Source organism: Moraxella osloensis (assembly GCF_001553955.1).
In the GTDB taxonomy this organism is placed as follows: Bacteria; Pseudomonadota; Gammaproteobacteria; order Pseudomonadales; family Moraxellaceae; genus Faucicola; species Faucicola osloensis.
In genome coordinates, this window is the sequence record NZ_CP014234.1 from 881,031 (window position 1) to 895,674 (window position 14,644).

Sequence of the window (14,644 nt, forward strand, 5' to 3'; positions counted from 1 at the left end):
TATTCCCCAGCGTCCTTATTTTGTACCCGCATTTTTATCCATACGACTCAGCATCAATTTTGAAATCACCAGTACAATAAAGGTAATGATAAATAGTAAGAAACCTAAATGTAGTAGCGATGATTGGTGCAAGCCTTCAGACTCTGCAAATTCATTTGCCAATGCCGAGGTGATTGACACCCCTGACTGGAACAAACTTGGACTGACATTATAAGCGTTACCAATAACAAAGGTGACTGCCATGGTTTCACCCAATGCGCGACCCAATCCCAAAATGATACCGCCCACCACACCGGCTTTGGTATAAGGCAACACCACGTATCGCATCACTTCCCAAGTGGTTGAACCCAAACCATAGGCAGATTCTTTAAGCATCTTTGGCGTAATGGAGAAAACGTCACGCATGACCGATGCAATAAACGGGATAATCATGACGGCCAAAATCAAACTTGCGGTGAATAGACCAATACCCATCGGCGCACCTTGGAATAAACGACCCACAAAAGGCACATCACCCAAATGGTCAATCAGCCAAGGCTGGATATGCTCTGAAAACCAAGGCGCAAATACGAAAAATCCCCACATACCATAGATAATTGAAGGGATACCCGCTAACAACTCAATAGCAATACCCAAAGGACGTTTTAAAAAATTGGGGCAAAGCTCTGTCAAAAACATGGCAATACCAAAACTTACTGGCACAGCGACTAAAATAGCAATAATCGAAGTCACAAGTGTCCCGTAGATTGGTGCCAGTGCGCCGTATACATCCATCCCTGTATCCCAGTCTTTACTGGTATAAAAGTTAATGCCAAACGCCTTCATACTTGGCAATGCGCCAAGCAATAGTGAAATTAAGATACCACCTAACAACAACAGCACGATAAACGCAAAAAGACGGGTCGCGTTGACAAACAACCAGTCTAATTGTTTTTGCTTTGCGAGTTTTGCGTGTAAATCCGACATAAGAACCCAGCCATCAAAAAATAGTTTTAGTTTACTAATTCTAGAAATTTGAAAAAAAACGTAGAGCACTAACTTGTTTATTGCTCTACGTATCGTCTGACATGCCTAACCCTGTTAACTGTTAATCATCATGAGATTATTTTGCCGCTGACGCAGTTGCCGTGGCAGCATCTGAGCTAAATAGTGGCTTACCATCAGCCCCTACAACTTTTTTCCACTCTTCGCGGAAGATAGCTTTGCTTTCTGCTGAGAATGGTACAAAGTCCAATGATTTTGCTGATTCATCACCGTTTGAATACGCCCAGTCAAAGAATTTAAGGGTATTTTTGACGTTTTCTGGTCTGGTTGGTTTAGTATGGACTAAGATGAATGTTGCTGCAGAGATTGGCCAGGCATTTGGGTCTGCTTGGTTAGTCAATACGATGTTAAAGCCTGGTGTACCTTTCCAATCTGCATTACCCGCAGCGGCAAAGCTTTCAGCCGACGGTTGTACAAAGTTGCCCGCCGCATTTTTTAGCTGAGTATGCGACATTTTGTTTTGTTTTGCGTAAGCGTACTCAACATAACCGATTGAGTTTTTGGCACGAGCGACGTTACTTGCCACGCCTTCATTACCTTTACCACCTGCACCTGTGGCAGCGGTTGGCCATTTAATGGATTTATCTACACCTGGACCTGCTTTCCATTCTGGTGATACAGCAGCTAAGTAGTTTGCAAAGTTAAAGGTTGTACCTGAACCGTCAGAACGGAAAATCGTCGTGATTGGCGCATCGGGTAGTGTCACACCTGGATTTAATGCGGTAATCGCTGGGTCATTCCATTTAGTGATTTTACCCAAGTAGATATTGGCAAGGGTGGTACCGTCTAGTTTTAATTGACCGGGTGCAACACCCTCGATGTTAACAACCGGTACAACACCCCCGATAACGGTTGGGAACTGGATTAAACCGCTTTTATCCAACTCTTCTTTGCTTAAAGGCGCATCCGACGCACCAAAGTCAACGGTATTGGCTTGGATTTGTTTGATACCACCTGATGAACCGATTGATTGGTAGTTTACTTGACCGCCAGTGGCGTTCTTGAACTCAGCTGCCCATTTAGCATAGATAGGTTGTGGGAAAGAGGCGCCTGCACCTGTGATGGTAAATACGGCGTTTTTGTCGCTACCTGTAGCGCCTGTAGTAGAAGTGCTTGACGTTGCTGAGGCACCCGCTGCTTGATTGTCTGCTTGTTTGTTACCACAAGCGGTTAATGCTAAGGTCGATGCTACGATAACACTTAATAATGAATAACGCATGGATAGCTCCTAAAAACGTTTTGAATTTATAATGAAACTGCCTGAATGAAAAAATGTCACCAACGGTACGATTTAACTTTTTGGTTATTTTCACTACTTATTCAAATTAGGGACACGCCCTAGGATAGCTCAAAGCTGATATAGCTCAATGCTGACCGATTTAACTGTCATGACAATAACCATCATTCGGTTTGTATAAAAATTGTGTATATGATTACAAAGAAATGTGACAGTATCATGACAATTTGATGACTGACCGATTGCGCACGTTATAAGTAGTCTAGATAAGTACATTTAACATTAAACTTGCTTATCGATTGCCAAAGCCTTGAAAAGCTTTAGCGGTGAATGAGAAGTAAAAAAGTTAAGCAGTTGAAAAGTTATCCATAATTTAACAATTTAAGACTATAAAAACCCATGGCAGTCGCAACCAAGGTTAAAAGCACATGGACGCCAATCAAGGCGACACCTTGCCATACCTTGCCGGTATTCAAAAAAGTAAACACTTCGGCACTAAACGTACTAAAGGTTGTCAGTCCCCCCAAAAACCCGGTGGTGATAAACAGTCGTAAGTTTGGGTGCATCTTTTGGGTGAGTACCAGGGCAAATCCCATCAACAGCCCGCCTAGTACATTGGCAAATAGTGTGCCATACGGCAACCAAGGGTGTAGGCTGTTGAGTCTGGCTAACCACCAGCGCAGCATTGCCCCAAATGCCGCCCCCAGTCCTATCCACAGCCATGGCATATTTAAGTCCTTGTGGTGGTTATGGTTTAGCTAGGTTGACAGCAGGCAGCGATGTCATATCCCAACGCGGCAAGCAGCTAACCGCTAGCTCATCGTGTTGACCGGCATTCAAGCGCTGCCACCCGGCGAAGGCAATCATGGCGCCATTGTCGGTACACAAGGCAGGCGGTGCATAATGCACAGTGGCATTGATTTTGGCTAATGCCTCGGCTAACGATTCTCGTAGTTGTTGATTGGCACTCACCCCGCCTGCGATCACCAGCCGTCTCATACCCGTTTGCTGCAAGGCTTTGACGCATTTTTTCACCAACGTATCGACCATCGCATATTGAAAACTTGCTGCAATATCGGCGCGCGTCTGGGCATGCTCAGGATTATGGCTATCGGTTGGATGGTCTTTAATCAAATTATGCACGGCGGTTTTCATACCACTGAAAGAAAAATCCAATCCTTTGCCGAGCATCGGGCGCGGTAATTCATAAGCTAACGGATTGCCTGTTTGCGCCAAGCGGGCAATATTAGGCCCACCAGGATAAGGCAACTCTAGCATTTTAGCGGCTTTATCAAAGCACTCGCCTGCAGCATCGTCTATCGACTCACCCAATATTTCATATTGCCCGATGCCTTTGACCGCCACCAACATGGTATGTCCACCCGACACCAGCAACGCGACAAACGGAAAATCGGGCGGATTGGCGCCTAATAGCGGCGCGAGTAAGTGTCCTTCCATGTGATGTACGCCAATCGCAGGAATATTAAGTGCCATCGCCAAACTGCGCCCAAACAATGCCCCAGTCATCAACGCGCCCACCAGTCCAGGACCTTTGGTAAAGGCAATTGCATCGATATCGGTTTTGTTGAGTTGGCAGTCATCCAGCAGTTGCTGCAACAAGGGCACTAATTTACGGATATGATCGCGGCTTGCAAGTTCAGGGACTACCCCACCATATGTCGCATGTAGCGCGATTTGACTATACAGCACTTGCCCGACCAAACCTTGATTGGGTTGGTGACGTTGGTCACTATCAAAAATGGCTAATCCCGTTTCATCGCAGGATGTTTCCAGTCCTAGCACACGCATGGTATTTCCTTAAACAATAAATAAACGTCAACATACCGATGGCAAGTTAGTTATTTTTTGCCATCATTGACAATTTTGACAGGAATGGTTAACCCTTTGGCAAAGGGCTCGGCAAAGACATAAGTGTATTGACTCGGAGCAATTTGCTGGGTGGTATGGATGACAAACGCGCTGTTTTTACCGGCTGTGAGTTCATGTGACACATAGGCAGTACCCAGCTGGTCAAGCACTTTGGATAAGACTTCATTGACTGCCATACCCACCGTTAAGTTGTAGCGAGATGTTTCATTATTCACATGATACATCTCGGCATACGCTTTGACAGGCTCGCTATCGATCGCAAACGGGTATTTAAAGCTAGCTTTATCGACTGGCTTAACGCCCGAATCCACCAATGCCCAGTTGATTTGTTTGGGCGCACCGTTTTGGGCGGCTTGGGGAGATACGGTACTGGCGACAGCTACACTTTCAACGTGATGCGGACTTTGAACGCTAGACACTGTGGCGCTTACTGTGACACTTGCTGTGCTGTTTTGCGCTGGCTTGTTATCACTGGCAGGTTGACAAGCCGAGAGTATCGCCTCACCCATCAGCAAACTTGATACTATAACTGCTTGTTTCATTGGCACGCCTCCAATACATCCAAACTCTTTGTCTAGCTTAGCTTAAATTATCTTAGCTTAACTTATTTTAGCTCAGTAGCTTAGGCAGTGACGCCCCCATTACTGACGGGCTGATAAGAAAGATGACGATTGATGCGTTTTTCTGCCAATCGAAACATCCCAATCAATAGCCAAGACAATAACAAATAAATGATACCTGCGGCAAAGAACAACTCAAAAACGGTATAAGTTTTTGACATAATCGTCATTGCCACACCGGTGATATCCATCAAAGTGATGGTCGATGCCAGCGCACTGCCTTTAAGCATAAAAATCACTTCATTGCCATACGCCGGTAGCATGATACCAAAGGCGCGAGGAAAAATAATTCGGCGCAATTTTTGGCTATACGACATGCCAATGGCGTCGGCAGCTTCATTCTCGCCTTTGGGTATTGACTTGATAGCACCGCGGATGATTTCTGCGGTATAAGCTGCGGTATTGAGGGTAAAAGCGATGATAGCGCACCAAAATGGGCTAGCTAACACACCCGATTTCCACAGCACGGACTCGGTCACCCATTTAAACTGTGACAAGCCATAATAAATCAAAAAGATTTGCACCAGTAGCGGCGTACCCCGAAAAAAGAAAATATACGCAAACGCCAATGCCTGTACCCAAGGTTTTTTCGACAGCCTAGCCAAGGCTAGCGGCACTGCCAACATAAACCCCAATAAGCCCGACAACACCACAAGCTCAATGGTGATAATACTACCTTGCAGCAGTTTTGGGATACTATCAATAATAATTTGCCAATTCCAGTTCATTGATGAATCCCCTATTTTGCCATGCCGATTTTTTGCAGGCGTTTTGCATAACGCTCTGCTGGGTTATTGACCCATTCTAGCCACATAATCACACCCGTGATGATGACGGTCAGACTCAAATACAACAATGCTGCTGCCATATAGAAAGTAAACGGGCTTTGCGTGGAAGTCGCTGCCGTTTTGGCGTGGCGCATGATATCTTCAAGCCCGACCACAGAAACCAACGCGGTATCTTTGAGCAGTACCAAAAACAAATTACCCAGTCCTGGCAGTGCAATACGCCACACTTGTGGCAACGTCACTCGCCAGAGTATTTGAAATTTTTTCATGCCAATCGCTTGCGCCGCTTCGACTTGACCTTTTGGAATCTCTTGAAATGCCATACGAAAAATTTCGGTCGCATACGCACCAAATGCCACAGACAGCGCTGTAACCCCCGCCCAGAACGGACTGACATCCACATATCCGGTATTGCCAAATTGCGATAGAATAAATCCCATCAACATCGAGCCGCCAAAGTAAATAAACATGACTAACAACAGTTCTGGAATACCACGGATAATCGTGGTGTAAGCGGTGGCGATGGCATTGAGCACTTTAAACCGTGACATCTTAGCGGTCGCGCCCAATAATCCCAAAATCAGCCCAATGACCAAACTAGTCAGTGCCAGTTTGATGGTGACCCAAGTGCCACTTAATAATAGCTGCCCAAAACCTTGTAGATCTAACACAATATCGATACCCTGTCTTTTTAACTCTGTTTGTTGACCTATTACCCAAAAAATGCTTAAAACCCAGTTTTACCGTCGCATAGACAAAAGGTGATAACGGATATGACCTTTTGCTTTGTTTTTTGCAGGGTGCAATTTTACGTGATTGCCCTATCAAAAACCATCAAAAAAACAAAAAACTGAGTGACTTTTCACCCAGTTTTTGACTGAACCTAAGCGTTTGGTTAAGTTATTTGCTGGTACTTGCCACAGTCGTCGTGGTCGTTGTGGTACTAGAGACGGTAACTGCCACGCTGCTTGCCGCCGTCGTTGCTGCTGTTTTTTCTGCAGGTTTTTGACAACCCACCAGCGCTAGACCTGCCAATGCCAAGCTACCCAATAATGAAATATTTGCTTTCACCTTGTATTCCTAATTTTTAACGTCTAACACATGACAATTTTTGCTTGTAAGCTTTAACTACACTAACAGGCAAATAAGTTATTTAACGGCTTATTTCGGCAAATCTGCAAAATATTTTTGGCTGATTTTATCGTAAGTACCATTGGCTTTTAGCGCCGCTAGTGCGGTGTTGAATTTGCCAATCAATGGATCATTTTGACGAAAGGCAATGGCAATTTTGTCATCAATATTGATCGGTTGACCTTTGACTTCAAAGCCTTGACCTTTGGCAGTTTTTAACCAGTATAAGGCTGGGGCGCTGTCAGAAATCATCAAATCTATACGACCCGATTCTAGGTCAAGATAGGCATTATCTTGGGTATCATACAGTTTTGGGGTGGCTTTTGGGAAGTTTTTGGCCAAGTATTCAGCGGCAGTCGTTGAACGCTGCGCACCCACGGATTTGCCCGCTAGGTCATCAGCGCCTTTGTCTACCCCTTTTTTGCCAATGATAACGAGGTTATTGGTAAAGTATGGGTCGCTAAATGCCACCACTTTGCGACGCTCTGCGGTGTCTGACATCCCCGCCATGATGGCATGGTATTTTTGTGCTTGTAGCCCTGGAATCAGACCATCCCAATCTTGGGAAATCACTTCACATTTTAGCTTGGCTTCAGCACATAGCGCATCTGCCAAATCAATCTCAAAGCCGATTAATTTGCCATTGGCATCTTTATAACTAAAGGGGACAAAGCTTGATTCGGTAGCGATACGAATCTGTGGCATATCTGCGTTTGCTGCCGTGGTAGCGTTACTTGCTGCTGCCGTGTCTGCTGATTTTTGGGCAGGTTTTTGACAGGCGGTTACCCCCATCAAAATGGCCAACGACGATACACCCAAAACCGATAACTGTTTCATAACAACACCTTTTTGTCAAAATTTGAGGGTCACCCACATCTATTGTGTAAATCTTAAATCGCTCAATACAACGTCAATTAATTACCAAAATGTTGCTTTTGTAATTTTGCCAACTCGCCATTGCTTTGTAGTGCACCTAAGGCTTTGTCAAATTCTGCTTTTAGTGGATCGCCTTTACGAATAGCCATTGCGATGTTGTCACCATTATCCATCTCACTGCCGACGATTTGGTAGTTGGGGTTTTGTTTGAGCCATTCGCTTGCGGTTACTTTTTCAGACAGCACTGAATCGATACGACCTGATTTTAGGTCAATATAGGCGTTGTCATAGTTGTCATACAATTTGATTTCGTTGGTTTTGCTCAGTTTATCTTGAAGGTACTGCGCCATGGTGGTTGAGCGTTGACCGCCAATTTTTAGCCCTGAAATCGCTTGTGGGTTGAATTTGCCACCTTTGGCAGCGACCCAAACCATGGTGTTTTTAAAATAAGGCGTGGTGAAATCCACTTGCGCTGAACGCTCTGGGGTAATTGACATACCCGCGGCAACCGCGTCGTATTTTCTCGCCATCAAGCCTGGCAAAATACCGTCCCAATCTTGCGCTACGATTTCGCAGTCGAGTTTCGCTTGGGCACACAAGGCTTTGGCAACATCCACGTCATAACCACCTAACGTGCCATCGGCATTGGTATAGTTAAATGGTTTGTAGGCGCCTTCAGTGGCAATACGAATTTTTTTGCCTGTGCTGGCACTGGCAGCGGGTTGGCTGGCGGCTGCACCTTCTGTTTTTTCAGCAGGTTTTTGACAGGCAGTTAATCCCATGCTAACTGCGCATACCGTTGCCAAGGCGAGTTTTGAGTAGGTTGAATTCAAGGTTGATTGCATGGATGTTCCTTACAAATGAAATTTTTGAGTAAAAAGCGATTTAATATCAGGTTTCGCTTTCAGCGATTTCAATATTTAAAATCAATGCGACTAAAATAAATGCGAGTTTACAATTTAGTTAAAATTAACATAAATTAACATTTTTGCAAGTGAAAAACGTATTCAGCAACAATTAAATCAAATAAATTTTTTCTGATGCCTAAAACTACAAAACCGCCAATCGCATGGCGATTGACGGCTGATAGGCTGATTGGATTATTTTTGATGGCTTGCCATAAAGTCTTTCACCCGCGCTGATTGCGGATTGTCAAATACTTGCTCTGGTGTGCCTATTTCTTCGATACGTCCCTCATGCAAGAACACCACTTGGCTTGATACATCGCGCGCAAAACGCATTTCATGGGTCACAATCAGCATGGTGCGACCTTCTTCAGCAAGCGATTTCATCACCGCTAATACTTCATTGACCAATTCTGGGTCGAGGGCAGAGGTTGGCTCATCAAATAGCAATACTTGGGGCTTCATCGCTAGCGCACGAGCGATGGCGATACGCTGGCGTTGCCCACCCGATAAGTTTTCTGGGTAAGCATCTTTTTTATCCAGTAGTCCTACGCGTTTTAGTAGCACTTCAGCTTCACTGATGGCTTGGTCTTTGGCGATTTTTAGGACTTGGGTCGGCCCCTCAATGATGTTTTGCAAAATAGTCCGGTGTGGCCATAGGTTAAAGTTTTGGAACACAAAACCCATTTTTGAGCGAAACTGCTCAAGCTGACGCTGATTGGCGGCAACCAAATCCCCGGATTTATTCGGTTTTAGTACCAATGCTTCACTGCCCAGGAAAACCTCCCCTTGCGAGGGGTTTTCAAGCAAATTTATACAGCGTAGCAAGGTGGATTTACCCGAACCGCTCGAGCCCAAAATTGAGATGACATCGCCATCATAAGCGGTCAACGATATACCTTTTAGTACCTCAAGCGATCCAAAGTTCTTGTGGATATTGTTAAGTTGCAAGGCTACAGGACGCTGTAAGTTTGGCATAGCATCTGACATGATATTCAATCCAAAATTTGACGATAGGTGAAAAAAAACTGTCTATTTTCGCTTAAAACGCTACTAAAACGCAACTTTTTCTCTCATTTAACTTTATTTTATGGCGTTCGATTTTAGGGCACTGGTCTTTAGCACTGGTTTTTAGATTGAGTCATAACCATTAATTTTTGTCTGTCAAAACTTTCTAAATTCCATTTTTGGATTGAAGTTGTTATGATGAAGCGATGATTATATTAGGGACTGACTATGCAAACCATGACTGATACCAAACATTATATGCAAACCGTGGGACGGCAAGCGCGCGCTGCTTCAGCAATTTTGGCAAAAGCAGACACCGCGCTCAAAAATAGCGCCCTACTCGCTATCTATGACGCCCTGCAACAAGCCAAATCACACGTGTTGGCTGCCAATGCCACCGATATGCAAAACGGTCAACAAAAAGGACTCGATGACGCACTACTTGACCGATTAGCGCTCACCGATGCGCGTTTTGAAGGCATGTTACAAGGGCTTAAAGATGTCGCCATGTTACCTGACCCGATTGGCGAGGTCACCGATATGACCTTTCGTCCATCGGGTATTCAGCTAGGTAAAATGCGCGTGCCACTGGGTGTGGTCGGGATGATTTATGAATCTCGCCCCAATGTGACGATTGAAGCTGCGTCTTTGGCATTGAAATCTGGCAATGCGATTATCCTACGAGGCGGGTCAGAAGCGTTTTATTCCAACCAAGCATTGGCTGCGTGTGTCAAGCAAGGCCTGCAAGCAGTTGGTTTGCCAGAGGCCGCCGTGCAAGTGGTCGAAACCACTGACCGCGCGGCAGTGGGGGAACTTATCACCATGAATCGCTATGTCGATGTGATTGTGCCGCGGGGTGGTAAAAGCCTGATTGAGCGTATCAGCAATGAAGCGCGCGTCCCTGTCATCAAGCACCTAGATGGTAACTGTCATACCTTTGTCGATCGCGATGCAAACCTGACTATGGCAACTGATATTTGCGTCAATGCCAAAACTCACCGCTACGGCACTTGTAATACCATGGAAACACTGCTGATTGATAGCCAAATCGCTGCGCAAGCGCTGCCGCCAATCGCCAGCGCCATTGTGGCGGCAGACAGTGCCATGCAATTACGCGGCTGCCCAAAAACCTTAGCCATCTTGAGCGATACCGCTGAATTAACCGCTCATCTGTCAGCGGCGAGTGAGGCAGATTGGGATACCGAATATTTGGCGCCAATTTTGGCGATTAAAGTAGTCGCCGATATCGATGAAGCCATTGCCCATATCAATAAACATGGCTCACACCATACCGATGCGATTATCACCGAAAACTACTCAAAATCGTTAACATTCATGCGTGAAGTTGACTCTAGTAGCGTGATGGTCAATGCATCAACCCGTTTTGCCGATGGTTTTGAATATGGTTTGGGTGCAGAGATTGGTATCTCTACCGATAAAATCCATGCGCGCGGTCCTGTGGGTCTTGAAGGTTTAACATCGCAGAAATGGATTGTGTTTGGGCATGGGGAAGTGAGAAAATAATAGTTAGTTACCACCACAAAGCCCACTGATTGATGTGGGCTTTTTTTTAATTATTAAACTGGCAAATTACTTAGCTACAGGTTTAAAGATACTAGTTTTAAAGATACTGATTTGATTTACACTGGTAACCGTCAGCATCGGCTCGCCTTTGCTATCTTGGGTCAGTTTAAATTGTCCATTGAGTGTTGACGGACGCTTTATTTGCTTAAATGGGTTTTTGCAAAAACTCTAAAAATACCTCATCGCGTTTGGGGTCGCCATTGTTGCCGTCTCTTGGAAATGCCATCCTCTCCCCTGTCAGTGAATAACCGCGGCGCTGATAATAACTTAACAGCTCTGGTCGATGACTTAAAATCGACATAGATAGATGGGTTAAAGGTAAATAGGTTAAAGGTAAATGGGTTAAGTTTTTGGCGTGGGCGTGTCTGATAGCAAACGTTTCTACCGCAGACAACATGGTATCGCCAATGCCCTTACCTTGCACAGCAGGATGAACCGCAAAAGTGCCAATATACGCCGCTGGCTGATGGTTAATGGGTGAGAAATCCACAGAAATACACCCGAGCAAATCATCGCTATCGTGCGGATTTTCAAACACGAACAGATAAACGTTGGGGTTATCTATCATAGCTGTCATTTCCTTAGGCGTGGTACGAATCCCGCCAATCAAAGCCGCTTCATTGGTCCAGCCTTCATCTGAGCGGTAACAGCGATTGAGCAAAGTTACCAAATTTTCGACGTCTTGTTGCCTGGCAACGCGTAATTGCACAGCGTTTTTATCGATATCGCTATCAGGGTTTTTCATGTTTTTTCTCTTTTTATGCTCACAGTCGCTAAACATAGGATGCGTTAAACATTTTGCCAAGCCAGCTAACCGATTTTGCCACCCCATGCACCCAATTCACTTAAGTTAGCCAACATAGCTAAATTTTAGCAAGCACTACTTTATTGTCTATTACTTTGCCATTCAAGCCGTATTTGACGTCATTTTCGTTGCGGTCATATTTTTAACGTTCTATTAACAGACAACAAAGCAGGGTTATAATAAAGCGCTGCTGTAATCGAGATGGTTTATCAATCATTCATTTGTTAAAATAAACCTTTTGCAAGTAACCCTAGCATGCCAAAACTGCCTTCACCCTATACCCCTGCGATTGAGTCCGCGATGTATAAACAACAACCCACTGATTTTATTGTCCATGAAAAACTCAGTATTGATTTCAATCACGCTGGCGAACATCTTTGGCTTCATATTCAAAAGACCCGTATGAATACCAATTTTGTGGCAAAGTTGCTGTCACAATGGGCAGGCATCCCACTCAAGGATGTAGGATACTCGGGGCTCAAAGATCGCCATGCGCTGACGACGCAATGGTTTAGTCTTCGTTTGCCAAAAAAAATTGCCCCTGAACAAAACTTTGAGCAATTTGTCCAGACCAAATTAGCTAGCGATGAAACGCTAGAAATACTGGCGCAGCATTGGCATCATAAAAAACTGGGTCGCGGTACTCATCAGGCCAATCAGTTTATCATCACCCTACGCGACGTGGTGGGTGAGAAAGCCGCCATCGAGCAACAACTTGCGACCATCAAAACCCAAGGCGTTCCCAATTATTTTGGCGAGCAGCGCTTTGGGCAAGATGCCAATAATATCGATGCCGCTATTGAACTATTTACCCATCATACAATTAGGGGCAAAAAAATTCATCGCAAAGTTGACCAAGATAAAATCAGTCTGTATCTGTCGGCAGCGCGTAGTGAATTATTCAATGCCATCTTGGCAAAACGTATCGCATTGGACATCTGGAACCAACCGCTTGATGGCGATGTGATGAATTTGGCGGGTTCAAACAGTATCTTTGTGGCACAGCATATAGATGAGACCATGATATCAAGACTACAAAGTGGCGATATCCATTTGACTGCACCGCTGTGGGGCGCAGGTGAGCTAAAAAGCAGTGGTAAGGTTAACGCATTAGAACTCTCAGTCATCACTGACAATCCCATTTATCAGCAGCTAAGTCAAGGCTTGATTGCGTTTGGTTTAAAGCAGCAGCGCCGCCCCCTGCGTATGCTGCCCAGTAACTTGCAATGGGTTTGGCAAGACGGTGAGACATTGGTGTTAGATTTTGAATTGCCAGCAGGCAGTTTTGCGACGACGATGATTGATACGCTTGTTACAAGCTCGGTACTTAACACTGATTTTATAAAGGCTGAGTTATGAAGGCTGATTGCTTTGCGTCATCAATAAATAACATTGACCTTTGACCACACAGTTGCGACCCTTGGCTTTGGCTTGCTGCATTGCCAAATCGGAGAATTTGATAATTTGCTCAAGGGCAGGCGGCAGTGCAGGCATGGTCGGTAAACTATGCATATACTTGCGCATATATTCGATAAAACCGCGATTATCAATCGCACGCTCGCTATCTTGCCCATGATTTTGATAAACGCTGGCAATACCTAAGCTTGCGGTAAATTGAATTTCTGTATCAAAAATCCCATATCTCACCACTTGCTTTTCAAACGCTTGGCGCAGCTGCTCTGCCATATCGGCAGCTTGCTCAATCCCGGTATTTGGCAAGATGATGCAAAACTCTTCCCCACCCATACGTCCAAACATCGTCCCTGTAGGTAAGAAGTTTTTTAAGGTATTTGCGGTACAAATCAATGTCGCATCACCGGCGTCATGGCCGTATTCGTCATTGATATGTTTAAATTTATCCAAATCAATATAAATCACACTAAGCGTGTTCCAATCGTTTTTACGTTCCCATAAATAACTCAAAAAACTATAAATGGTACGCCGATTGGCAATATTGGTGAGCGCATCGGCTTCTAGCAAATCATAAATTTTGCGGCGCTGAAAACTCATGACTTTCATGCCCTGCAAAATACAATACAGCGTGACCGTTGCCTTAGCGGTTACCAAAAAACTAAAAGACAATCCCCAAAGCCAATGACTACGCGCTGCTAAACTTGGATACAACCTAGGCAGCAATTGCCACCAATTCATGCTATTACTTATATTAAAAATAAATAATGCAACAATACAACTGACAAACGACACCCACACCAATCGCCATCTTAATAGCACCATGCCAAGACCTGTGGTACTAATCAGCATGACGCCTTCAAGCGCACTGTTGTTGCCAATCCAGACGATAAAAAGATTTTCATAAATCAAATAGATGATTACAAAAAAGATTTGGTACTCTCGCCAAAGTCTTGACTGTTCAGGAATGCGGGTGATGACCCATAGTGAATACCCGCAAAACAACACCATCGCAAGTCCCAAATAGGTGATATTTATCATCAAGCTGCGATTAAAGATTTGGTTGAACTTGTGCGCAAAAGGAAAGATATCTAGGGGCGATGTGATGACAAGAACTGTCGCATACCAAATTAAATGAAAAAATGTCTCAACCAACGCCAATATAATAAACAGCATGAATTTATTGGTATCGTTGACTCTTGGCGAATTGATATATAGCGAAGGTTTAAAGCTAAAAAATTTTAGCGTTTGTTGCAATTGTTCTTTAAAGCTTGGCAAGGCTGTTTGGGTCATAGGATTATTGCAAAATCAATAAATCTATTAAAAAAGGGCGTCACACATTAAAC

Annotated in this window: 15 protein-coding genes; 2 read left to right on the forward strand and 13 right to left on the reverse strand. The window is 44.5% G+C overall.

Annotation, left to right across the window (positions count from 1 at the left end):
• Positions 1 to 15: 15 nt before the first annotated feature.
• The 11 genes from pstC to AXE82_RS03860 form a co-directional block, all read right to left on the reverse strand.
• The gene (pstC, locus tag AXE82_RS03815) at positions 16 to 966 is read right to left on the reverse strand and encodes a phosphate ABC transporter permease subunit PstC (RefSeq protein ID WP_062331627.1); all 951 of its coding nucleotides are present in this window, start codon (positions 964 to 966) and stop codon (positions 16 to 18) included.
• A 136-nt stretch (positions 967 to 1,102) separates the two neighbouring features.
• Entirely contained in the window at positions 1,103 to 2,263 is a 1,161-nt protein-coding gene (gene pstS, locus AXE82_RS03820; RefSeq protein WP_062331628.1) for a phosphate ABC transporter substrate-binding protein PstS, read from the reverse strand.
• Between the two features lie 380 nt (positions 2,264 to 2,643).
• Positions 2,644 to 3,009, reverse strand: coding sequence for a fluoride efflux transporter CrcB (gene crcB, locus AXE82_RS03825; protein WP_062331631.1), 366 nt, complete (start codon positions 3,007 to 3,009; stop codon positions 2,644 to 2,646).
• Between the two features lie 19 nt (positions 3,010 to 3,028).
• The gene (tsaD, locus tag AXE82_RS03830) at positions 3,029 to 4,090 is read right to left on the reverse strand and encodes a tRNA (adenosine(37)-N6)-threonylcarbamoyltransferase complex transferase subunit TsaD (RefSeq protein ID WP_062331634.1); all 1,062 of its coding nucleotides are present in this window, start codon (positions 4,088 to 4,090) and stop codon (positions 3,029 to 3,031) included.
• 50 nt (positions 4,091 to 4,140) lie between these two features.
• Positions 4,141 to 4,713 (reverse strand): hypothetical protein, encoded by a 573-nt coding sequence (locus AXE82_RS03835; RefSeq protein ID WP_062331637.1) that lies wholly within the window; start codon positions 4,711 to 4,713, stop codon positions 4,141 to 4,143.
• An 80-nt stretch (positions 4,714 to 4,793) separates the two neighbouring features.
• Positions 4,794 to 5,519 (reverse strand): ABC transporter permease, encoded by a 726-nt coding sequence (locus AXE82_RS03840; protein WP_062331639.1) that lies wholly within the window; start codon positions 5,517 to 5,519, stop codon positions 4,794 to 4,796.
• 11 nt (positions 5,520 to 5,530) lie between these two features.
• Positions 5,531 to 6,250 carry an ABC transporter permease gene (locus AXE82_RS03845; protein ID WP_062331643.1) on the reverse strand — a complete coding sequence of 240 codons (720 nt, stop codon included), beginning with the start codon at positions 6,248 to 6,250 and terminating at the stop codon, positions 5,531 to 5,533.
• 229 nt (positions 6,251 to 6,479) lie between these two features.
• Positions 6,480 to 6,650, reverse strand: coding sequence for a hypothetical protein (locus AXE82_RS12060; protein WP_174901002.1), 171 nt, complete (start codon positions 6,648 to 6,650; stop codon positions 6,480 to 6,482).
• Between the two features lie 90 nt (positions 6,651 to 6,740).
• A complete protein-coding gene (locus AXE82_RS03850; RefSeq protein ID WP_062331645.1) occupies positions 6,741 to 7,547 on the reverse strand; it encodes an ABC transporter substrate-binding protein in 807 nt (268 codons plus the stop codon).
• Positions 7,548 to 7,624: 77 nt separating this feature from the next.
• Entirely contained in the window at positions 7,625 to 8,431 is an 807-nt protein-coding gene (locus AXE82_RS03855) for a transporter substrate-binding domain-containing protein (RefSeq protein WP_062331648.1), read from the reverse strand.
• A gap of 255 nt (positions 8,432 to 8,686) precedes the next feature.
• Positions 8,687 to 9,481, reverse strand: coding sequence for an ABC transporter ATP-binding protein (locus tag AXE82_RS03860; RefSeq protein WP_172460487.1), 795 nt, complete (start codon positions 9,479 to 9,481; stop codon positions 8,687 to 8,689).
• Positions 9,482 to 9,727: 246 nt separating this feature from the next.
• Between AXE82_RS03860 and AXE82_RS03865 the strand changes: the two genes are divergently transcribed.
• Positions 9,728 to 11,023, forward strand: a complete 1,296-nt coding sequence (locus AXE82_RS03865) for a glutamate-5-semialdehyde dehydrogenase (RefSeq protein ID WP_227713383.1) — start codon at positions 9,728 to 9,730, stop codon at positions 11,021 to 11,023.
• Between the two features lie 205 nt (positions 11,024 to 11,228).
• Here the strand turns inward: AXE82_RS03865 and AXE82_RS03870 are convergent, their stop codons facing one another.
• Entirely contained in the window at positions 11,229 to 11,828 is a 600-nt protein-coding gene (locus AXE82_RS03870; RefSeq protein WP_062331651.1) for a GNAT family N-acetyltransferase, read from the reverse strand.
• Between the two features lie 315 nt (positions 11,829 to 12,143).
• On the opposite strand from AXE82_RS03870, the gene truD reads away from it, so the two are divergent.
• Positions 12,144 to 13,247 (forward strand): tRNA pseudouridine(13) synthase TruD, encoded by a 1,104-nt coding sequence (gene truD, locus AXE82_RS03875; RefSeq protein WP_062331655.1) that lies wholly within the window; start codon positions 12,144 to 12,146, stop codon positions 13,245 to 13,247.
• Here truD and AXE82_RS03880 read toward each other — a convergent pair.
• On the reverse strand, positions 13,242 to 14,591 hold the full coding sequence (locus AXE82_RS03880; RefSeq protein WP_062331657.1) for a GGDEF domain-containing protein: 1,350 nt from the start codon (positions 14,589 to 14,591) through the stop codon (positions 13,242 to 13,244). The genes truD and AXE82_RS03880 overlap by 6 nt on opposite strands.
• Between the last annotated feature and the right edge of the window lie 53 nt (positions 14,592 to 14,644).